This is a genomic window from Pseudomonas sp. PvP028 (genome assembly GCF_017832255.1).
GTDB classification, from domain to species: Bacteria; Pseudomonadota; Gammaproteobacteria; order Pseudomonadales; family Pseudomonadaceae; genus Aquipseudomonas; species Aquipseudomonas syringae.
In genome coordinates this window covers 1,488,530-1,509,077 of record NZ_JAFIBL010000001.1, presented here as the reverse complement: position 1 = coordinate 1,509,077, position 20,548 = coordinate 1,488,530, and the positions used below count along the sequence as shown (strand labels likewise).

At 60.3% G+C, this 20,548-nt stretch carries 19 protein-coding genes; 7 read left to right on the top strand and 12 right to left on the bottom strand.

Going from position 1 to position 20,548, the window contains the following annotated elements; genetic code table 11:
- Nucleotides 1-117: 117 nt before the first annotated feature.
- From JOE34_RS06765 to JOE34_RS06745, 5 genes are all read left to right on the top strand, one after another.
- Nucleotides 118-678 (top strand): chorismate lyase, encoded by a 561-nt coding sequence (locus JOE34_RS06765; RefSeq protein WP_046720194.1) that lies wholly within the window; start codon nucleotides 118-120, stop codon nucleotides 676-678.
- Entirely contained in the window at nucleotides 678-1,568 is an 891-nt protein-coding gene (ubiA, locus tag JOE34_RS06760; protein ID WP_074909327.1) for a 4-hydroxybenzoate octaprenyltransferase, read from the top strand. The genes JOE34_RS06765 and ubiA overlap by 1 nt, the downstream gene beginning before the upstream one ends.
- Before the next feature lie 167 nt (nucleotides 1,569-1,735).
- The gene (gene phoB / locus JOE34_RS06755) at nucleotides 1,736-2,425 is read left to right on the top strand and encodes a phosphate regulon transcriptional regulator PhoB (protein ID WP_002555882.1); all 690 of its coding nucleotides are present in this window, start codon (nucleotides 1,736-1,738) and stop codon (nucleotides 2,423-2,425) included.
- 96 nt (nucleotides 2,426-2,521) lie between these two features.
- The gene (gene phoR / locus JOE34_RS06750; RefSeq protein WP_003316098.1) at nucleotides 2,522-3,808 is read left to right on the top strand and encodes a phosphate regulon sensor histidine kinase PhoR; all 1,287 of its coding nucleotides are present in this window, start codon (nucleotides 2,522-2,524) and stop codon (nucleotides 3,806-3,808) included.
- 99 nt (nucleotides 3,809-3,907) lie between these two features.
- Nucleotides 3,908-5,248 carry a hemolysin family protein gene (locus tag JOE34_RS06745; RefSeq protein WP_003316097.1) on the top strand — a complete coding sequence of 447 codons (1,341 nt, stop codon included), beginning with the start codon at nucleotides 3,908-3,910 and terminating at the stop codon, nucleotides 5,246-5,248.
- Nucleotides 5,249-5,308: 60 nt separating this feature from the next.
- Here the strand turns inward: JOE34_RS06745 and JOE34_RS06740 are convergent, their stop codons facing one another.
- The 8 genes from JOE34_RS06740 to JOE34_RS06705 all read right to left on the bottom strand — a co-directional run bounded on the left by JOE34_RS06740 (nucleotide 5,309) and on the right by JOE34_RS06705 (nucleotide 15,798).
- Nucleotides 5,309-6,211 carry a M23 family metallopeptidase gene (locus JOE34_RS06740; protein ID WP_003316096.1) on the bottom strand — a complete coding sequence of 301 codons (903 nt, stop codon included), beginning with the start codon at nucleotides 6,209-6,211 and terminating at the stop codon, nucleotides 5,309-5,311.
- Nucleotides 6,212-6,401: 190 nt separating this feature from the next.
- The gene (locus JOE34_RS06735; RefSeq protein WP_003316095.1) at nucleotides 6,402-7,292 is read right to left on the bottom strand and encodes a response regulator; all 891 of its coding nucleotides are present in this window, start codon (nucleotides 7,290-7,292) and stop codon (nucleotides 6,402-6,404) included.
- A gap of 204 nt (nucleotides 7,293-7,496) precedes the next feature.
- Entirely contained in the window at nucleotides 7,497-8,258 is a 762-nt protein-coding gene (phoU, locus tag JOE34_RS06730; RefSeq protein ID WP_003340338.1) for a phosphate signaling complex protein PhoU, read from the bottom strand.
- A 70-nt stretch (nucleotides 8,259-8,328) separates the two neighbouring features.
- Nucleotides 8,329-9,162, bottom strand: a complete 834-nt coding sequence (pstB, locus tag JOE34_RS06725; RefSeq protein WP_024665742.1) for a phosphate ABC transporter ATP-binding protein PstB — start codon at nucleotides 9,160-9,162, stop codon at nucleotides 8,329-8,331.
- Between the two features lie 66 nt (nucleotides 9,163-9,228).
- Nucleotides 9,229-10,845 carry a phosphate ABC transporter permease PstA gene (gene pstA, locus JOE34_RS06720; RefSeq protein WP_170855963.1) on the bottom strand — a complete coding sequence of 539 codons (1,617 nt, stop codon included), beginning with the start codon at nucleotides 10,843-10,845 and terminating at the stop codon, nucleotides 9,229-9,231.
- Nucleotides 10,846-10,914: 69 nt separating this feature from the next.
- The gene (locus JOE34_RS06715) at nucleotides 10,915-13,200 is read right to left on the bottom strand and encodes an ABC transporter permease subunit (protein WP_017278869.1); all 2,286 of its coding nucleotides are present in this window, start codon (nucleotides 13,198-13,200) and stop codon (nucleotides 10,915-10,917) included.
- A gap of 143 nt (nucleotides 13,201-13,343) precedes the next feature.
- On the bottom strand, nucleotides 13,344-14,342 hold the full coding sequence (locus JOE34_RS06710) for a phosphate ABC transporter substrate-binding protein PstS (protein ID WP_003316088.1): 999 nt from the start codon (nucleotides 14,340-14,342) through the stop codon (nucleotides 13,344-13,346).
- A gap of 166 nt (nucleotides 14,343-14,508) precedes the next feature.
- Complete coding sequence (locus JOE34_RS06705) at nucleotides 14,509-15,798, bottom strand: MFS transporter (RefSeq protein ID WP_024663069.1); 1,290 nt, start codon at nucleotides 15,796-15,798, stop codon at nucleotides 14,509-14,511.
- A gap of 430 nt (nucleotides 15,799-16,228) precedes the next feature.
- On the opposite strand from JOE34_RS06705, the gene JOE34_RS06700 reads away from it, so the two are divergent.
- Both JOE34_RS06700 and JOE34_RS06695 read left to right on the top strand, forming a co-directional pair.
- Nucleotides 16,229-16,630, top strand: a complete 402-nt coding sequence (locus JOE34_RS06700) for an acyl-CoA thioesterase (protein WP_003316086.1) — start codon at nucleotides 16,229-16,231, stop codon at nucleotides 16,628-16,630.
- A 91-nt stretch (nucleotides 16,631-16,721) separates the two neighbouring features.
- Nucleotides 16,722-17,633: a D-hexose-6-phosphate mutarotase gene (locus JOE34_RS06695; protein ID WP_003316085.1), complete on the top strand. Its 912-nt coding sequence runs from the start codon at nucleotides 16,722-16,724 to the stop codon at nucleotides 17,631-17,633.
- A gap of 20 nt (nucleotides 17,634-17,653) precedes the next feature.
- Here the strand turns inward: JOE34_RS06695 and JOE34_RS06690 are convergent, their stop codons facing one another.
- The 4 genes from JOE34_RS06690 to purE all read right to left on the bottom strand — a co-directional run bounded on the left by JOE34_RS06690 (nucleotide 17,654) and on the right by purE (nucleotide 20,445).
- Nucleotides 17,654-18,196 (bottom strand): DUF3299 domain-containing protein, encoded by a 543-nt coding sequence (locus JOE34_RS06690; RefSeq protein WP_003367971.1) that lies wholly within the window; start codon nucleotides 18,194-18,196, stop codon nucleotides 17,654-17,656.
- A gap of 83 nt (nucleotides 18,197-18,279) precedes the next feature.
- Nucleotides 18,280-18,525 carry a GlsB/YeaQ/YmgE family stress response membrane protein gene (locus tag JOE34_RS06685; protein ID WP_002555896.1) on the bottom strand — a complete coding sequence of 82 codons (246 nt, stop codon included), beginning with the start codon at nucleotides 18,523-18,525 and terminating at the stop codon, nucleotides 18,280-18,282.
- A 336-nt stretch (nucleotides 18,526-18,861) separates the two neighbouring features.
- A complete protein-coding gene (locus JOE34_RS06680) occupies nucleotides 18,862-19,944 on the bottom strand; it encodes a 5-(carboxyamino)imidazole ribonucleotide synthase (protein ID WP_016569335.1) in 1,083 nt (360 codons plus the stop codon).
- 9 nt (nucleotides 19,945-19,953) lie between these two features.
- Entirely contained in the window at nucleotides 19,954-20,445 is a 492-nt protein-coding gene (gene purE, locus JOE34_RS06675; protein WP_003340324.1) for a 5-(carboxyamino)imidazole ribonucleotide mutase, read from the bottom strand.
- Nucleotides 20,446-20,548 lie beyond the last annotated feature (103 nt).

The following is a 20,548-nucleotide window of genomic DNA, read 5'->3' as shown; positions in this document are numbered from 1 at the left end:
CTGATCGGCAGGCGCGGATGCAAGTCTGATCTATGACCCGACGTTCTGCCGACCGTCGGTCGAGGCCGGCAATCATGCTAAGCTCGCGGCCTCGTTGGCTGCCGGAACTGGCTTACCGTGACCCAGCAATCCCCCGCATTCATTGGCCCTGCCTGGCTCGGGCGCGAGCAATTGATCGACGCGCCGGACCCGGTAATGCTCGACTGGTTGTTCAATAAGGAGTCCCTTACTCGTCGGTTGGACCGTTTGTCTGACGGTCGTTTCAGCGTATTTCCGCAGTTTGAAGGCTGGCAGCCCTTGCGCCCTGACGAGTGCCTGGCGCTGGGCCTGCCAGAGGCTGGCGAAGGCTGGGTGCGCGAGGTGTACCTGCGCGGTAACGGCAACAACTGGGTGTTCGCGCGCAGTGTCGCCGCCCGCAGCGCGCTGCTGGATGGCGGCCTGAATATGGATGAGTTGGGCACTCGGTCGCTGGGTGAATTGCTGTTCAGTGACCCGGCGTTCGTGCGCGGCACGCTTGAAGTGTGTCATTACCCCGAGGCCTGGCTGCCCGCTGCCGACGCAGCGCGCGGGCTGTGGGCCCGCCGCTCGCGATTCGATCGAGGCGCGTTGAGCGTGCTGGTCGCCGAAGTTTTCCTGCCCGCCCTGTGCACTGCGATCCACGACAAGGACCACGTCTGATGTACCTGTCCCTCCTCAAATCCCTCAATCGTCTGAACCCACGCGCCTGGGACTTCATCCAGCTGACACGCATCGACAAACCCATCGGCGTCTACCTGTTGCTGTGGCCGACCCTGTGGGCGGTCTGGATTGCAGGCAAGGGCGCGCCGTCGCTGCAGACCGTGTTCATTTTTGTGCTCGGCGTCTTTCTGATGCGGGCGGCAGGCTGTGTGATCAATGACTTCGCCGATCGCAAGGTGGACGGCCACGTCAAACGCACCGAGCAGCGTCCGCTGGTCAGCGGCAAAGTCAGCTCCCGGGAAGCGCTGGTGCTGTTTGCGGTGCTGGTCGGCCTGAGCTTTGTGCTGGTGCTGTTTACCAACGCGGCGACCATCTGGCTGTCGGTCGGCGGTCTCGCCCTGGCAGCCAGCTATCCGTTCATGAAGCGCTACACCTATTACCCGCAAGTGGTGCTGGGTGCTGCGTTCTCGTGGGGCATGCCGATGGCCTTCACTGCCGAAACCGGCGAGCTGCCCGCTGCAGCCTGGTTGCTGTACATCGCCAACCTGCTGTGGACTGTGGGCTACGACACCTACTACGCCATGGTCGATCGCGATGACGACCTGAAAATCGGCGTGAAATCCACGGCCGTCCTGTTCGGCGATGCCGACCGGGTCATCATCCTGACCCTGCAGGGACTGGCGCTGGGCTGTCTGATGCTGGCCGGTGCGCGCTTCGAACTGGGCGCGTGCTTCTACATCGGCCTGCTGGCAGCGGCGGGCTGCTTCACCTGGGAATTCTGGAGCACCCGTGAGCGCGAGCGAGACGCCTGCTTCAAGGCCTTTCTGCACAATCACTGGGCCGGACTGGCAATATTCCTGGGCATCGTCGCTGACTACGCGGTGCGCTGAGTACAGCCACCGCCAGCCTGCGCACGACTGAAATAAATTCCGGATCGCGAGGCTTGCGGGCCCCCGCGACCTGTCAGCGTGCTAGCCTCATTCAGACCTGTCACACGACTGCAATAATTCCGTTATCTAATGCGCTCCAAGACAGTTAAATGACAAGAGGTTCGAGCATGGCTGGCAGGAGCATCCTGATCGTTGACGACGAAGCGCCAATTCGCGAAATGATCGCCGTTGCGTTGGAAATGGCTGGATACGACTGTATTGAAGCCGAAAACTCTCAGCAGGCCCACGCGATCATCGTGGACCGCAAGCCTGACCTGATTCTGCTCGACTGGATGCTGCCTGGCACCTCCGGCATCGAACTGGCCCGGCGCCTCAAGCGTGATGAACTGACCGGGGACATCCCGATCATCATGCTCACCGCCAAGGGCGAAGAGGACAACAAGATCCAGGGTCTGGAAGTGGGCGCCGACGATTACATCACCAAGCCTTTCTCGCCGCGCGAGCTGGTGGCACGCCTCAAGGCCGTGCTGCGTCGCGCTGGCCCGACTGACGGCGAAGCGCCCATCGAAGTCGGCGGCCTGCTGCTCGACCCGATCAGCCACCGGGTCACCATCGACGGCAAACCGGCCGAAATGGGCCCGACCGAATACCGTCTGCTGCAGTTCTTCATGACCCACCAGGAGCGCGCCTACACTCGCGGTCAGTTGCTGGATCAGGTGTGGGGCGGCAACGTCTACGTCGAAGAACGCACCGTCGATGTTCACATCCGCCGCCTGCGCAAGGCTTTGGGGGATGCCTATGAAAATCTGGTACAAACCGTGCGCGGCACGGGCTATCGTTTCTCGACCAAGAGCTGAAAACCGCTGCGTCGACGCAGGGCAATGGCCAGTGCAGACCAGACAAGGATTTACCCCTAATTGAATCAAAATTGGCATGGCACTCTGATACGCCACATGTTGTTGCTGGTCACCGCCTGCCTGTTGGTCGGCCTGATCAGTGGGCAGTATGCCTGGAGCCTGGCCGCCGGGCTGGGGCTGTACCTGGCCTGGACCCTCAAGCAGCTGTTACGCCTGCACGACTGGCTGAGCAGCCACAAGGCCGACGAGCCGCCTCCGGACGGTTACGGTCTGTGGGGCGAAGTCTTCGACAGCATCTACCACCTGCAGCGCCGGGACCAGCGCGTTCGTGGTCGCCTTCAAGCCGTTATCGATCGCGTGCAGGAGTCCACCGCCGCGCTGCGTGATGCCGTGATCATGCTCGACAGCGACGGCAACCTGGAGTGGTGGAACCGTGCTGCCGAAACCCTGCTGGGTCTGAAGACGCCGCAGGACAGCGGGCAGCCGGTGACCAATCTGGTGCGGCATCCACGCTTCAAGGAATACTTTGCGTTGGGCGACTACAGCGAGCCGCTGGAAATCCCGTCGCCGACCAACGATCGCCTGCGCATTCAGTTGCTGATCACCCGTTATGGCAACAATGAGCATCTGATGCTGGTGCGCGATGTGACGCGCATTCATCAGCTGGAACAGATGCGCAAAGACTTCGTCGCCAACGTGTCTCACGAGCTGCGCACGCCGCTCACGGTGATCTTCGGCTACCTGGAAACGCTGCTCGATAACGTGGACGAGGTCAACCCGCGCTGGGTCCGTGCGCTGCAACAGATGCATCAGCAAGGCGGGCGCATGCAGACGCTGCTCAATGACCTGCTGTTGCTGGCCAAGCTCGAGGCCACCGATTACCCCTCGGACAACCACCCGGTGATCGTCAATTCCCTGCTCAAGACCATCACCGCCGATGCCAACGCGCTGTCGGGCAGCAAAAACCAGCAGATCCACCTCAGCCTGGAAAGCAACATGCGCCTCAAGGGCAGCGAAAGCGAGCTGCGCAGCGCGTTTTCCAACCTGATCTTCAATGCCGTCAAATACACCCCGGCCGAGGGCGTGATCCGTGTTCGCTGGTGGGCCGACGAACGGGGCGCGCACCTGAGCGTGCAGGATTCGGGGATCGGCATCGAGACCAAACACCTGCCGCGCCTGACCGAGCGCTTCTACCGGGTCGATACCAGCCGCGCCTCCAATACCGGCGGTACAGGGCTCGGGCTGGCCATCGTCAAACACGTGCTGCTGCGCCATCGCGGCAATCTCGAGATCAACAGTGTTCTTGGCAAGGGCAGTGTTTTTACCTGTCACTTTGCCAGCGGTCAGTTGTCCAAACCCGCGAGCGACGATTCAGACTACTAGGCAATCCTGCTTCGAGCCGCTACATTGCCGGGTTCATAGCGTCTTCTCTGGCGTGACACGACCCTCTTCCTGTTAATACGGACCCTGCAAAACCCCATCATGGACCCTTCCCCTAGCTTTAACCTGTCTTCACTCTTCGCCGATTTCGGCATGATTCTGTTTGCTTTGTTCCTGGTCCTGCTCAACGGTTTTTTCGTTGCGGCAGAGTTCGCCATGGTCAAACTGCGCTCGACCAAGGTTGAAGCCATTGCCGACAAGAACGGCTGGCGCGGGCACATTCTGCGCAAGGTCCATGGCCAGCTGGATGCCTACCTTTCGGCCTGCCAGTTGGGTATCACCCTCGCCTCTCTGGGCCTGGGCTGGGTTGGTGAACCGGCCTTCGCGCACCTGCTGGAGCCATTGCTCGCAGCGGTGGGCGTAGACACTCCGGAATTGATCAAGGGCGTGTCGTTCTTTACCGCCTTCTTCATCATTTCCTATCTGCACATCGTGATCGGCGAGCTGGCCCCAAAATCCTGGGCGATCCGCAAGCCGGAGCTGCTGTCGCTGTGGACAGCGGCGCCGTTGTACTTCTTCTATTGGTTGATGTACCCGGCCATCTACCTGCTCAATGCCAGTGCCAACGCCATTCTGCGCATCGCCGGCCAGGGTGAGCCCGGCCCGCACCATGAACACAGCTACAGCCGCGACGAACTGAAACTGATCCTGCACTCCAGCCGTGGCCAGGACCCCAGCGATCAGGGCATGCGCGTGCTGGCGTCGGCGGTGGAAATGGGCGAGCTGGAAGTGGTCGACTGGGCCAACTCCCGCGAAGACATGGTGTCGCTGGACTTCAATGCGCCGCTCAAGGAAATCCTTGCCTTGTTCCGCCGTCACAAATTCAGCCGTTATCCGCTGTATGACGCTGAACGTGGCGAGTTCGTCGGCCTGCTGCACATCAAGGACCTGCTGCTGGAGCTGGCAGCGCTGGACCATATTCCGGAGTCGTTCAACCTCGCCGAGCTGACCCGCCCGCTGGAACGTGTTTCCCGGCACATGCCGCTGTCGCAGTTGCTCGAGCAGTTCCGCAAGGGTGGCGCGCACTTCGCCGTGGTGGAAGAAGCCGACGGCAAGATCGTGGGCTACCTGACCATGGAAGACGTGCTCGAAGTACTGGTGGGCGACATCCAGGACGAACACCGCAAGGTGGAACGCGGCATTCTTGCCTATCAGCCGGGCAAACTGCTGGTACGCGGTGATACGCCATTGTTCAAGATCGAGCGCCTGCTGGGCATCGACCTGGATCACATTGAAGCCGAGACACTGGCCGGTTTGATCTACGACACGCTCAAGCGTGTGCCGGAAGAAGAGGAACAACTGGAAGTCGAAGGCCTGCGCATCATCATCAAAAAGATGAAAGGCCCGAAAATCGTCCTGGCCAAGGTGCTGAAGCTGGACTGACCGATCAGCGCCGCCTTTTCAGGATCGGACGCAGGGCGTGGAGCTATGAATGGCTCCCCCTCAATTCCCGCCGACGGCGAAGTTGGGCAGGCTCTGCACGGGGGTGGCGAATTCGTAGGGGATCGAGATCAGTTCATTGCCCGAGTTGCGCTGCACGACGAAGTGCAGGTGCGGGCCGGTGCTGTTGCCGGTGTTGCCCGACCGCGCCAGTGCTGTTCCGACGCTGACCCGTTGACCTTCCCTGACACTCACTGAGCCGCGCATCAGGTGCAGGTAGACGCCCATCGTGCCGTCCTCGTGCAGAATGCGCACAAAGTTGCCTGACGCATTCGAGCCCCGCCCTGACTGGCTGTTTTCGATCTTCACCACCGTACCGCCGCGCGCGGCAATGATCGGCGTCCCCTCCGGCATGGCGATGTCCATTGCATAGCGCCCCTTGACGCCGTAATGGCTGTATCTGCCATTCGGTCCCTGAGTCAGGCGAAACGGCCCGCCAATCCACGGCAGCGGGTATTTATAGGCCTGCACCGAGCCCTTGGGATCACCCAGGGTTGAACTCAGCACCGAGGCGTAGTTCATCGGCTTGCTCCCCACCTTGGGGCTCAAGACCACCACGCGCTGGTTGCTGCGCGCAGGGATCGTGCGGCGCAGCGTCGCTGACGAGCCAGACACCCCCAGCACGTTGGTCACACTGGAGAGCTTGAGTTCAACTTCGACCGGGGCGTACAGATCGTTGCGCACGTACAGGCTGTGTACGCCCTTTTCACGCCTGACACTCAAATGCACCTGGCCGTCGATACGCTCGACCATGCGGTCGCGAAACACCATGACCGATGCGCCGGGCGTCGGCCGGTCCGAGAAGGACACCACGCCATCGGCATCGGTGAACTTATAAATCGTGACAGCCCCGGCCGACTGCACAGTCAACATCAGGGCAAACAGGATAAGCAGGCGTTCAAGCATCGGGATGGGTCGGGTTCAAGGGCACTGGGTGCCAAGCCTAGCAGCCTTGCAGGCAGAAGAGGACGCAAGGGTATCAATCGGACATGAATGAAGCGTCAAGGAAGGCACGCCAGAGGCCCGGTACGCGGTGTCGAGTAACACCGCGCAAGGCTGACCCGCGTGGGCATGCCATTCAGCTCGCAGGCAGGTATCAGGCGCCCGGGATGAAGTGCTTCTGCGCCGTGCCACGAGCAATCAGACGCGACAGGTAATCGAGCTTCTGCGCGTCGTGATCGACAAAGCGGAAGGTCACTTGCAGCCATTCGCTGTCCGGCTTCTGCTCAAAGGCGGCGACGGAGTGCAGATAGCCGTTCAGGCGTGCAACCTCGTTGTCCTCGCCCTGCTCAAGGTCCAGCACCGCGCTGTCGAGTACCTGTGGCAGGTTTTCGCTGACGCGAATCACCAGTGTGGCGTCTTTCAGGGTGAGGGCCTTGATCACGCATGACTGAGTGCCGTTGGGCAGGCGCAACTGGCCCTGGCCGCGACCGGTCGGCTGTGCCGATCTGACGGGTGCAGGGGCGGGCTTGGGGGCTGCGGCCGCGGCTGCAGCAGGCGCGGCACGAACCACTTCGGCCTTGCCACCGGTCAATGCACTCAGTGAGTCATTGAGCGGCGAGTTCATGCGTGCCGGGGCTGTGGACATGACGGCGTCGAGCTTGCCGACTTTTGCCAGCGCTTTCTTGACCTTGGTCAGCAGCTGTTCATTGGTGAACGGCTTGCCGACAAAATCGGTCACACCGGCCTGAATGGCCTGCACGACGTTCTCCTTGTCGCCACGGCTGGTCACCATGATGAACGGGACGGTTCTCAGGTAATTGTCTTGCTCACGGCACCATGTCAACAGCTCCAGGCCGGACATTTCGGGCATTTCCCAGTCGCACAGAATCAGGTCGAACGCCTCTTTGCCCAGCAACGTCTGAGCCTTGCGACCATTGACCGCGTCCTCGGTATGAATCCCGGGGAAATAATTGCGCAGCCCTTTCTTGACCAAGTCGCGAATGAAAGTCGCGTCATCCACCACCAATACACTGACCTTACTCATCGACGCTCCTGCGGGCGTGTTCACCTGGAGGCGAACTGCGGTATGCCAACACGCCCTTTGTTTCGGCAAGCATAGCGTTGACTGATAGCCAACTGCCATATTGATTGACTGCGCCGCGGCATTTAATCCGCAGGCGACGGGAAATACTGATCTGCGCAACGAAAAACGCCCAGCGCGTGCTGGGCGTTTTTCTCGCAGGCAATCTTACTTATCGTCAGCGTTGCCCGGAACATTAGCGGTTTCGCTCGATATACCCTGCACTTCTTCCTTCATGCGCTTGAGACCCATGTGCCGCACGTCGGTCCCGCGCACCAGGTAGATCACCAGCTCGGAAATGTTGCGTGCATGGTCGCCGATTCGCTCCAGAGAGCGCAGCACCCAGATGACGTCCAGGACCCGGGAGATCGAGCGTGGATCTTCCATCATGTAGGTCGCCAGCTCGCGCAGGGCCGTCTTGTACTCGCGGTCGATGGTCTTGTCGTACTGCGCAACCGACAGGGCCAGCTCGGCGTCGAAACGGGCGAACGAGTCCAGCGCATCACGCACCATGTTGCGCACCTGATCGCCGATGTGACGCACTTCGACGTAGCCGCGTGGTGCCTCGCCCTCTTCGCAGAGCTTGATGGCACGGCGCGCGATCTTGGTCGCTTCATCACCAATGCGCTCCAGGTCGATCACCGACTTGGAAATGCTGATGATCAGGCGCAAGTCGGACGCTGCAGGCTGGCGACGCGCCAGAATGCGCAGACATTCTTCGTCGATGCTGCGCTCCATCTGATTGATCCGGTCGTCGACTTCGCGAACACGTTGGGCAAGGCCAGAGTCGGCCTCGATCAGCGCCGTGACCGAATCGTTCACCTGCTTCTCGACCAGGCCACCCATTTCGAGCAAATGGCTGCGAACGTCTTCGAGTTCAGCGTTGAACTGTTGGGAAATGTGATGCGTATGGCTGTCTTTGTGGATCATGCTGGGTGTCCTTGGAACGTCCGGTTAATTGCGAAAACGCAGCGGTGGTTCAGGGCTGACGAAGCACGTACTACCCGTAACGACCGGTGATGTAGTCTTCTGTCTGTTTTTTTGCCGGGTTGGTGAACAAGGTATCCGTATCACCGAACTCGACAAGTTTGCCCATGTACATAAACGCGGTGTAATCCGACACCCGAGCCGCCTGCTGCATGTTGTGGGTAACGATCACAATGGTGTATTTCGATTTCAGTTCGTAGATCAGTTCTTCGACTTTGAGGGTCGAAATCGGATCGAGTGCCGAACAGGGTTCGTCGAGCAGCAGGACTTCCGGCTCCACGGCGATCGTTCGGGCAATGACCAGACGCTGCTGCTGCCCCCCGGATAAACCCAATGCCGACTCATGCAGTCGATCCTTGACTTCATCCCAGAGCGCAGCGGCTTTCAGCGCCCACTCGACAGCTTCATCGAGCACGCGCTTCTTGTTGATCCCCTGAATGCGTAGCCCGTAGACCACGTTTTCATAAATCGTCTTGGGGAACGGATTGGGCTTCTGAAACACCATGCCGACGCGGCGACGCAACTCGGCGACTTCCTCGCCCTTGGTGTAGATGTTGTGCCCGTACAGGTTAATCGCGCCCTCGACCCGGCAACCATCGACCAGGTCGTTCATGCGGTTGAAGCAGCGCAACAACGTCGATTTGCCACACCCGGACGGACCGATGAATGAGGTCACCTTCTGCTTCGGGATATTCAGGGCGATATCAAACAGCGCCTGCTTGTCGCCATAGAACAGATTCAGGCCCGGCACTTCGATGGCCACGCTTTCGTCGGCCAGATCCAGGCTGTGCTTGTGCCGTCTCAGGGCCGACATGTTCATGCCACTCGTCGAGCTTTCATGCTGCATGGATTGCTCCTGTGCGAACGGTTCGCTTCATCGAACGGCCGCGTTTGCCAAAGGGCGAATTCGGGATCAATTGTCGAGCGCCTTGTACTTTTCCCGCAAATGATTACGGATGCTCACCGCTGACAGATTGAGCAAGGCGATGACCAGTACCAGCAGCAGCGCGGTGGCATACACCAGCGGGCGTGCGGCCTCGACGTTGGGGCTCTGGAAGCCGACGTCGTAAATGTGGAAGCCAAGGTGCATGATCTTTTGATCGAGGTGCAGATAAGGATAGTTGCCGTCCAGCGGCAGCGACGGCGCCAGCTTGACGACGCCCACCAGCATCAAAGGCGCAACCTCGCCGGCGGCACGCGCCACCGCGAGGATCAGCCCGGTCATCATCGCCGGGCTGGCCATCGGCAGTACGATTTTCCACAGCGTCTCGGCCTTGGTTGCACCCAGTGCCAGCGAACCTTCACGCAGGGTCAGCGGAATGCGCGCCAGCCCTTCTTCCGTCGCCACGATCACCACCGGTACGGCGAGCAGTGCCAGGGTCAGCGAAGCCCATAACAGGCCCGGCGTACCGAACGTCGGGGCAGGCAGCGCTTCAGGAAAGAACAGCCGATCCACCGAGCCGCCAAGTACATAGACGAAGAACCCCAGACCGAACACACCGTAGACAATCGCAGGCACACCGGCGAGGTTGTTCACCGCGATGCGAATCAACCGGGTAACCGGACCCTGGCGCGCGTACTCACGCAGGTAGACCGCCGCCAGCACGCCAAACGGCGTGACGATCACGGCCATGATCAGGGTCATCATCACCGTGCCGAAGATCGCCGGGAAGATACCGCCTTCGGTGTTGGCTTCGCGTGGATCGGCGCTGAGAAACTCCCACAGCTTCTCGAAGTAGAAGCCAAGCTTGGTCACCGTGCCCATCGCATTGGGCTGATAGGCACGCACCACTTTGCCCAGGCTGAGTTCGATCTCTTTGCCGTTGCCATCACGCGCGGTCAGGCTGTCGCGATCAAAGGCCTGGTGCAGCCCGTCAAGACGCGCCTCGATAACCTTGTAACGCGCATCCAGCTCGGCCCGCTCGGCAGCCATGTCCGCTTGCGCGGCGGCATCCAGCCGGCCATTGAGTTCCAGCTTGCGGGCCTGTAAACGCAAGCGCTCGATAGCGTGATTGATGGCACCAATGTCTTTCTTTTCCAGGGTGTAGAGTTCGTCAGCCAGCTTTTCGACGCGCTTGATGCGCTCTTGCAGGACCGGCCAGGCCGCGTCGCCTTCGGCCACGACACGCCCGCCTTCCTTGACGTTGACCAGATAGCCGTAGAAATTGCCCCACTCGCGACGCTCGAGCGTCATCAGGTCTGCAGGCCGGCTCTGCCCGGTCAGCCATTCGCCTACCACCCAGTTGAAGTCACTGGGGTTGAGATCGCGATTGCCGACCTTGAACAGCTCGCGGGTCATGAATTCCGGCCCTTGATCAGGCACCGGCAGGCCCGCGCTTTTCAGGCGCGCACGAGGTACTTGCTCCTGCTCGACCCGCTCACCGACCAGAACGCTCGACTCCTGATTGGGGACTGCATACTGTGCGCTCACCAGATCGGCGGGCCAGAAATGCCCAAGGCCACGCACGGCGATCACCGCCAACAGGCCGATGGTCATGATCACAGCGATGGATACGGCGCCCGCACTCATCCAGACGCCGGGGGCGCCACTTTTGAACCAGTTCCTGAGGGAGTTCCGCTTCACCAACGCCTACCTTCCTTACAGCGACGAGTATTGCTTGCGCAGACGCTGACGAATCAGCTCTGCGAGGGTGTTCATCACGAAGGTGAACATCAACAGCACCAACGCCGCCAGAAACAGCACCCGATAATGGCTGCCGCCCACTTCCGACTCCGGCATCTCCACCGCGACGTTGGCCGCCAGCGTACGCATGCCTTCAAACAGGTTCATGTCCATGATCGGCGTATTGCCGGTCGCCATCAGCACAATCATGGTTTCCCCCACGGCCCGGCCCATGCCGATCATCAAGGCAGAAAAGATGCCGGGGCTGGCAGTCAGGATCACCACCCGCGTCAGGGTCTGCCACGGCGTCGCGCCCAGTGCCAGCGAACCCAGCGTGAGGCTGCGCGGCACGCTGAACACGGCGTCTTCGGCAATCGAATAAATGTTGGGGATTACCGCGAACCCCATGGCGATGCCGACCACCAGCGCATTGCGCTGATCGTAGGTGATACCCAGGTGGTCGCGAATCCAGGTGCTCATGTCCCCGGCGAAGAACCAGCTCTCCAGGAGCGGGCTCATGCTCAGCGAGAACCAGCCCACCAACAGCACGACCGGAATCAGAATCGCGCCTTCCCAGCCATCGGGAATACGCAAGCGAAGCGAATCAGGCAGGCGGGTCCAGAAAAAGCCCGCCAGCAAAATGCCGATCGGCGTGAGCAGCAACAGGCTGAAGATGCCGGGCAGATGCCCTTCCAGATACGGGGCCAGGAACAGTCCGGCAAAAAAGCCGAGAATCACCGTCGGCATCGCTTCCATCAACTCGATCACCGGCTTGACCTTGCGGCGCATGCCAGGGGCCATGAAGTAGGCGGTATAGATCGCGGCAGCCACGGCCAGCGGCGCGGCCAACAGCATGGCGTAGAACGCCGCTTTCAGTGTGCCGTAGGTCAACGGTGCCAGGCTCAGCTTGGGCTCGAAATCGGAGTTGGACGCCGTGGACTGCCAGATGTACTTGGGCTCGTCGTAACTCTCGTACCAGACCTTGCCCCACAGCGAACTCCAGGAGACTTCCGGGTGCGGGTTATCCAGCGTCAGCGGCAGCAGTTTGCCAGCGCTTTCAATCAGAATCCTGTTGGCGCGTGGCGATAACGCCAGAATGCCGGGCCCCTCGGCGACCTTGTCGATCAGCAGAGTGCGGTGCGCTGTGCTGTGGAATACGCCCAACTTGCCGGAAGCATCCAGAGCGATGAAGCCCTTGCGGCGCTGCTCGGCCTTGATCTGCATGACAGGTGCGCTGCCCAGGCTGAAATCGCGGATGCGCATCAGGCGCTGCTCGCCGTCAGTGTCCCGGGCCATGAACCACTGGGACATACTGCCCTTGGAGTTGCCGATGATCAGCGAGATGCCGCCAACCAGTTGAGCGCTCGCCGTGATCTCGGCGTTGCCGTCTTCCAGCAATTTATAGCGGCCGTTGAGGCTACGATCGCGCAGGCTGAACACATCCGCCTGCGCGCGCCCGTTGATGACATACAACCATTGCTGGCGCGGGTCGATGTAGATCGCCTTGACCGCAGCGGACATCTGCGGCAACTCGACACGCGTCTGCTCGCGGGTCATCTCGCCGGTCATCATGTTTTCTTTCTGTTCGAGCGAGATGACGTGCAACTGAGTGCCGGTCGCCCCTGCCAGCTTCAGGCTGTCGCCATCGGAGCTGACGGTGACATGCTCGACCGCGCGCCCGGCCTGATCCAGTACCAAGGGTGCCTCGCCGTAGGGCCAGGCCACGCTCGGGGTGATGGTTTTTTGATCGTTAGGGTAGGTCGTCAAGTACGAGTGCCTGAACACCAGCACCTGACCGTTGGACAAGCCCAGGGCTATCAATGGCGCACCGGGCTGATCCTTGCCGATGGACGCGACGGAAACGCCAGCGGGGAGCGGCAAGGCAATGCGCTGCAGCTCTGCGCCGTCATCGATGTTGAAAAAGACCACTTCGCCCTTGTCGGAGATGCGCATGCCGATCTGGTTCTGCTCTTCGATGGTGATCATCATTGGCGCACCGGCGTCCGGCAGCCAGGCGGCATTCAGCGCAGGGTTGGCGGTCAGGCTGGCACCTTTGAAAAGCGGCGCAACCACATAGGCAAGGTAGAAGAAGATCAGCGTGATGGCCGCCAGCACGGCAAGGCCACCAATGGCGACGTACCAGTGAGTGAGCCGGTCCTTCAGCGCGCGGACACGACGCTTTCGCACCATCGCGGGCGTATTGAAATCAATACGCGCTGGAGGCGAGCTCTGGTCCATCGTCGATTTGAACAGCTCATTCATGCGCACACACCGTAGACGCCTTGTATGACAGAAACATTACAGCAAGGTGACGCAAGAAAGCCCACCGCCTGCGAAACCGGCGGCGGACTGTTCAATTTGTGTGCAGGCCAGTCCATTGAGCCTCGCTCGCAACGCGTGCGTGACTATTTTAACGCCACGCCGCTCGCGCCCTGCAGGCCAAGATCGGCCAGCGTCTTCTCCACGACACGGGCAGGGAGTGGGATGTACCCATCCTTCATCACCACTTCCTGGCCCTGTCTCGACAGCACCAGTTTCACAAATTCGGCTTCCAGCGGCGCCAGGGGCTGGTTCGGCGCCTTGTTCACGTACACATAAAGGAAGCGCGACAGTGGATAACTGCCGTTCAGGGTATTGGCTTCGCTGTCTTCGACAAACTCGCCCCCTTCCTTCTTCGCCAGCGGGACCGTCCTGACGTTGGATGTCTTGTAACCGATGCCCGAGTAACCGATGCCGTTAAGCGAATTGCTGATCGCGCTGACCACCGAAGCGGAGCCGGGCTGCTCGTTGACGTTGGCCTTGAAGTCGCCTTTGCACAGGGCTTCTTCCTTGAAGTAACCGTAAGTGCCCGACACCGAGTTACGACCAAACAACTGGATCGGTTTGCCTGCCAGATCGCCGGTCACACCGACATCACCCCAGGTTTTCGCATCTGCCTTGGCACCGCACAGGCGGGTCGCGGAAAAGATCGCGTCCACTTGCTGCAGGGTCAGGCCCTTGATCGGGTTGTCCTTGTGCACGAAAACCGCCAGGGCATCCACCGCGACCGGGATGGCGGTCGGCTTGTAGCCATGCTTCTGCTCGAAAGCCGACAGCTCGCCGTCTTTCATCTTGCGGCTCATCGGGCCCAGATTGGCCGTGCCCTCGGTCAGCGCGGGTGGCGCTGTAGAGGAACCCGCGGCTTGAATCTGGATGTTCACGCTCGGGTATTCTTTCTTGTAGGCCTCGGCCCACAGCGTCATCAGATTTGCCAGGGTATCGGAGCCGACACTGGAGAGATTGCCTGACACACCGGAGGTCTTGGTATAGGCCTGGATGGCAGGGTCGACCGCAGCCAGCGTATTGGCTGCCGTCACTCCGGCGGCAACCAAGGTCAGTGCAGTCATCAAACGCTTGAGTGTCATCCTTGCGCTCCTGGCAGGGTGTGTAGGTGTCCACGAGCCTTTTTCGGCCAGTCTTGTGACTACTCTATGAATTGATTATGACAATAAGATGAAAAGGCTATCGACCTGTGCAGGTAGATAGCCTTTGGCTGTAGCGGTGCCCGAGCGATTCAACAGCGGATGATGATCAGCGCTTTCGGCTCAGCAGAAACACGCCGATGGCCATGCCCAGGCCGCAGAGGATCGCGACGTACCACGCCGGCCCCATCGGACTGCTCTTGAGCATGAAGGTCACAACCATCGGCGTCAGGCCACCAAAAATCGCGTACGCCAGGTTGTAGGAGAACGACAGCCCCGAGAAGCGCACCACAGGCGGGAATGCCTTGACCATGACGTAAGGAACCGCGCCGATCGTACCGACGAACAGGCCCGTCACCGCATACAGCGGGAACAGCACATCCGGATGGCTGCCGAGGATGTGATAGAACGTCCACGAACTGATCAGCAAACCTGCGCTGCCCAGCAGGAACACCCAGCCTGCGCCGAAACGATCCGCCAGTGCGCCCGCAGCGATACAGCCCACGCTCAGGAAGACAATGGCCAGGCTGTTGGCTTTCAGCGCCGTAGCAGCCGGAAAGCCATAAATGGTTTGCAGGATGGTCGGCGTCATCAGGATCACGACGATGATGCCGGCAGACAGCAACCAGGTCATCAGCATCGACAGCGCAACGGCGCCACGATGATCGCGCAGTACCGCCTTGAGCGGCACCTCCTCGGCCAGTGCCTTGCGCAGTTGCAGCTCGGCAAACACCGGCGTTTCATGCAGCAGGCGGCGCAGATACACCGACATCAGGCCGAACACGCCACCCAGCAGGAAAGGGATACGCCATGCGTAATCCGATACCTCGACCGGGGTATAGATGCTATTGATCGCCGTAGCGACCAGCGAGCCCAGCAGGATACCCGCTGTCAGGCCGGCGGTCAGGGTGCCGCAGGCATACCCGACACGACGTGCAGGCACATGCTCGGACACGAACACCCAGGCGCCCGGCACTTCACCGCCAATGGCGGCCCCTTGAATAACGCGCATCAACAGCAGCAGAATCGGCGCCCACATGCCGATCTGCGCGTAGGTCGGCAGCAGACCCATGATCAGCGTCGGCACCGCCATCATGAAAATGCTCAGCGTGAACATTTTCTTGCGCCCCAGCAGATCGCCAAAGTGCGCCATGATAATGCCGCCCAGAGGCCTCGCCAGATAACCGGCGGCGAAAATGCCGAACGTCTGCATCATGCGCAGCCAGTCGGGCATGTCCACCGGGAAAAACAGTTTGCCCACCACCGCCGCGAAAAACACGAAAATGATGAAGTCGTAGAACTCCAGCGCACCACCCAAGGCCGACAGCGAAAGGGTTTTGTAATCGCTGCGAGTCAGAGGCCGCGCAGGCTGCGTGGAACTTGGAGGAACAGATGACATGACAAGGCTTCTCTTTGCTTGTTCTTTGAAAAGGGGCGAGCGACAGCAACGCTGGCTGCTGCGGGGTGCCGTGCAGAAGCGATTGTCGGGAGCAACGGCGCAGATAGGCACCAAAATTGCGTGTACAGGCAGTCTTGTCACCTGTAGAGGTCCAGCAAGATAGCAAATTGCTACAAAAAACACATGGCAGAACTGCCACTGACACAAAATGAAGACCCACGGTCGTTCTATGACGCAACGCCCGATATACTCGCAAGTCGTCAACAGCCTTGGGAAGCTGTGCGAAAACGTCTGAATCAGCGGGTTTCGCAGAGTTTCCCTTTGGGCCACACCGGCGCTGAACACATAATGTTCATGCTCATGGTTTTGAATGGCACCTGTTAACCGCGACATACAATAATGAGAGTCATGGGTCAGAGGCACCCTAGGCATGATCGAGCTCGAACAAGAAGATCCAACCCCGCAAGGCGACCTTGCACTGCAAATCACCGCTCTTCCCCGCGAAACCAACGGCTTTGGCGACATCTTTGGCGGCTGGCTGGTGTCCCAGATGGACCTGGCAGGCACGGCGATGGCCAGCAAAGTCGCGGGTGGCCGTGTGGCGACCGTCGCCATCGATCGCATGGCGTTTCTGGTCCCGGTAGCGGTCGGCGAACAGCTTTCCTTCTATACCCGCACCCTGGAAGTCGGACGCACCTCGATCAAGATGATGGTCGAAGTGTGGAGCGACGACCCGCTCACCAGCGAATGGCGCAAGGTCACGGAGGCTGCGTTCGTGTTCGTCGCCATAGATGCCAGCGGCCGGACGCGCTCGGTTCCCGCGCGACGGTAATTTGTCGCTCGGTCACAGGTTGGCTGCCCGGTTAAACTCGCCCTGCATGAAGCGGTCTATTTTCGTCACGGTCATTGAGTGAGAACTTTGCATGCCAACATCCCCGGTTGAACCCACCGTTGAATCCATCCTTTACGATGAGCTGAACTGCTGGCGTATTTGCCACGGCGAAGCTGAGCTGCTGGTTGCGCAACAAGGCGCACACATCCTCAGCTATCAAGTAGCCGGGCAGCCGCCGCTGGTGTGGCTGAACGAAGAGGCCGTTTTTAAACGCGGCAAACCCATTCGTGCAGGCATGCCGATCTGCTGGCCGTGGTTCGGCAATCTGGAGCGCAACCCGCAAAGCGTGCAGGCGATGCGCGACAGCAGCGAGCCTGCCAAGGCGCATGGCGAGGTGCGAGCGCTGGACTGGCAGTTGTTGGGTATTGGCGCAGATGGCGACGCACTGCTGGTGGAATTCGTGCTTCCCGAGGCCGAAGGCCACTTGCCGGGCTGGCCGCACAACGTCGCCCTGAAACTGAGCATTCGTCTGGACCACGCACTGAATGTCAGTCTGGTCAGCTACAACTGCGGCACTGACACTGTGGTGATCAGCCAGGCGCTGCACACCTATTTCGCCGTCAGCGATGTACGTCAGGTCAGCGTCGAAGGGCTCGACGGCCTGCGTTACATCGAAACCCTGGCAAACTGGGAAGAACGCGAGCAGAGCGGCGACCTGACCTTCACAGGCGAAACCGACCGCATCTACAAGGACACGCCAGGCGTGCTCAGCATCGTCGATCCGGAGTGGCAGCGACGCATCCACATCCGCAGCACGGGCTCTAACTCAGCCATTCTGTGGAACCCGTGGATCGAAAAGACCGCCAGGTTCACCGACATGGCAGCAGACGGCTGGCAGCGCATGGTCTGCGTCGAAACCGCCAACGTGCTGGACGACGTGGTCACGCTGGCTCCGGACCAGATGCATGTTCTGGGTGTGAGTATCTGGAGCGAGGCGCTCTGATCAGCAATTGATCGAGCCCATCAAAGGTCCGACTCAACCACCACACGGACCTTTGACGCATCCATCGCATACGCCGCATCGGCCAGGTCGTTACTGACCTTCTCGATTTTCAGGGTGCCTTCTACCCACAGTGGTGTGTAGATATCATCCAGTTTCAGCCCCTTGGGGTAACGCACCAGCACCAACTGGTTGGGCGGCGGTGGCGGCACGTGGATGCAGGCGCCTGGATAAGGCACGATGAAGAACAGCGTGCTGCGACCCTTGGCGTCGGTTTCGAGAGGCACAGGGTAGCCGCCGAGACGAATCGTCTTGCCGTTCATTGCCGGGACGGTTTTGGTCGAATACATGACTGCAGGCAGACCCTTGCTCTGCTTCAGCCCACCCTTGCTGTCGAACGTGCCCATGGCTTCCGGAGAATTGTGGTCAATCTCGGGCATGGCTTCGAGGGCTTTTTGATCGGACTTGGGCATCAGCTCAAGCCAGTCGGTTTCCGGCAACTGGGCGTATGCGGGACCGCAGAGCGCGGATAACAGCAGAAGAGTCATCAACAGGAAGCGACGCATGATAAAGCTCGGCAAAGGGGTGGACAGTTGCCGAGCATTCTAGCCCTCTGCGCACTGTAAAACAGAGGGCTGACGCATAAGCGTTATTTCTTTTTGATCATGCCGTAGATAACCAGCAGGATGATTGCACCTACCAGCGCGCCGAGGAAACCTGCACCCTCGCCTGCCTGATAGATACCCAGCGCCTGACCACCATAAGTGGCTGCGAGCGAACCGGCGATACCCAGCACGATGGTCATGATCCAGCCCATGCTGTCGTCGCCCGGCTTCAGAAAGCGAGCCAACAGACCAACGATCAGGCCGATAAAGATGGTTCCAATGATACCCATGCCATTTCCCTCTGTATTAAGTGAATATGCCCGGGCTAATAGCAGCCCCGACCTACTGCTATCTGAGAACAGCGACAGGGAATGGTTCCGGCGAAGTGGCCAGTTTGCTTCGGGGTGGAAAATTCTTCATGAATGACGGGGCTGAACCTACCTGAACTGAGGCCAGGCGTCTCGAACAGTGCTTCAACGCGAAGCATAGGCACGACAGTTAGAAGCGCTCGTTCCGCACGCTCTGCGTGGGCATGCAGTTCTCGACGCTCCGCGTCGCAAAAGGACGCGGAGTGTCCTGAAACTGCGTGCCAACGCGGAGCATCAGCACGCTAGCCGTGAGCCTGATCAGCCCTTGATCAGCGCCTCTACCAGCTTCACCTGACGATCCAGCGTGGCACGGTCAGAGCTGCGGACCGTGGCGTGTCCGACCTTGCGGCCAGCCTTGAACGCCTTGCCGTAATGATGCAGGTGGCAGTCTTCGACGGCGACGACCTTGTCCACTGCCGGCACTTCGCCAATGAAGTTGAGCATGGCGCTTTCGCCGACCTTGGCTGTGGAGCCCAGCGGCAGACCGGCAACCGCCCGCAGGTGGTTTTCGAACTGGCTGCACTCGGCGCCTTCGGTGGTCCAGTGACCGGAGTTGTGGACGCGCGGCGCGATCTCGTTGGCCTTCAGGCCACCGTCGACCTCAAAGAATTCGAATGCCAGCACGCCCACGTAATCCAGCTGCTTCAGGACGCGGCCGGCGTAGTCTTCGGCCAACGCCTGCAAAGGATGATCAGTGCTGGCGATGGACAGACGCAGGATGCCGCTGTCATGCGTGTTGTGCACCAGTGGGTAGAACCGGGTCTCGCCATCACGCGCACGCACGGCAATCAACGACACTTCACCGGTGAACGGCACGAAGCCCTCCAGCAGGCATGGCACGCTGCCCAGCTCGGCGAATGTATCGACCACATCGGCCGCCGAACGCAGGACCTTCTGGCCCTTGCCGTCATAACCCAGGGTTCGGGTCTTGAGCACGGCAGGCAGACCTATGCTGGCTACTGCAGCATCCAGGTCGGCCTGCGACTGGATATCGGCGAATGCCGGCGTCGGGATACCCAGGTCCTTGAACATGCTCTTTTCGAACCAGCGATCACGCGCGATGCGCAACGCTTCGGCGCTCGGATAGACCGGTACGAACTGTGCCAGAAACGCCACGGTCTCGGCCGGAACGCTTTCAAACTCGAAGGTCACCAGATCGACTTCATCCGCCAACTGACGCAGATGATCCAGATCACCGTAATCGGCACGCAGATGCTCACCAAGTGCCGCAGCACAGGCGTCCGGCGCGGGATCGAGAAAGGCGAAGTTCATGCCCAGCGGCGTACCTGCCAATGCCAACATGCGGCCCAGCTGGCCGCCACCGATTACACCGATCTTCATGGAAAAACCTCAGGCGTGGCGTGGGTCTGGATTGTCCAGGACGCTGTCTGTCTGTTCAGTGCGAAATTTCTTCAGCGCTGCGTGGAATTGCGGGTGCTTTGCGCCGAGGATGCTTGCTGAAAGCAGCGCTGCGTTGATTGCACCCGCCTTGCCGATGGCCAGGGTCGCGACCGGGATCCCGGCCGGCATCTGCACGATCGACAACAGCGAGTCGACACCCGAGAGCATCGAAGACTGCACCGGAACGCCCAGCACAGGCAGGTGGGTCTTGGCAGCGCACATGCCCGGCAAGTGAGCGGCACCGCCAGCACCGGCGATGATCACTTCAATGCCACGGCCTTCCGCTTCGTCGGCGTACTGGAACAGCAGGTCCGGTGTGCGGTGAGCTGACACCACCTTGACTTCAAAAGGGATGCCGAGCTTTTCCAGCATATCGGCGGTGTGGCTAAGGGTGGACCAATCGGACTTGGAGCCCATGATCACGCCAACCAGTGCGCTCATCGTCGTGCCTCTCATCGGGCGCCCGCAGGCGCGTCTGAAAACAACAAGCCACGCAGGGGAACCGGCGTGGCTTGTTGTACGAATAATGACCGATTTAACCGGC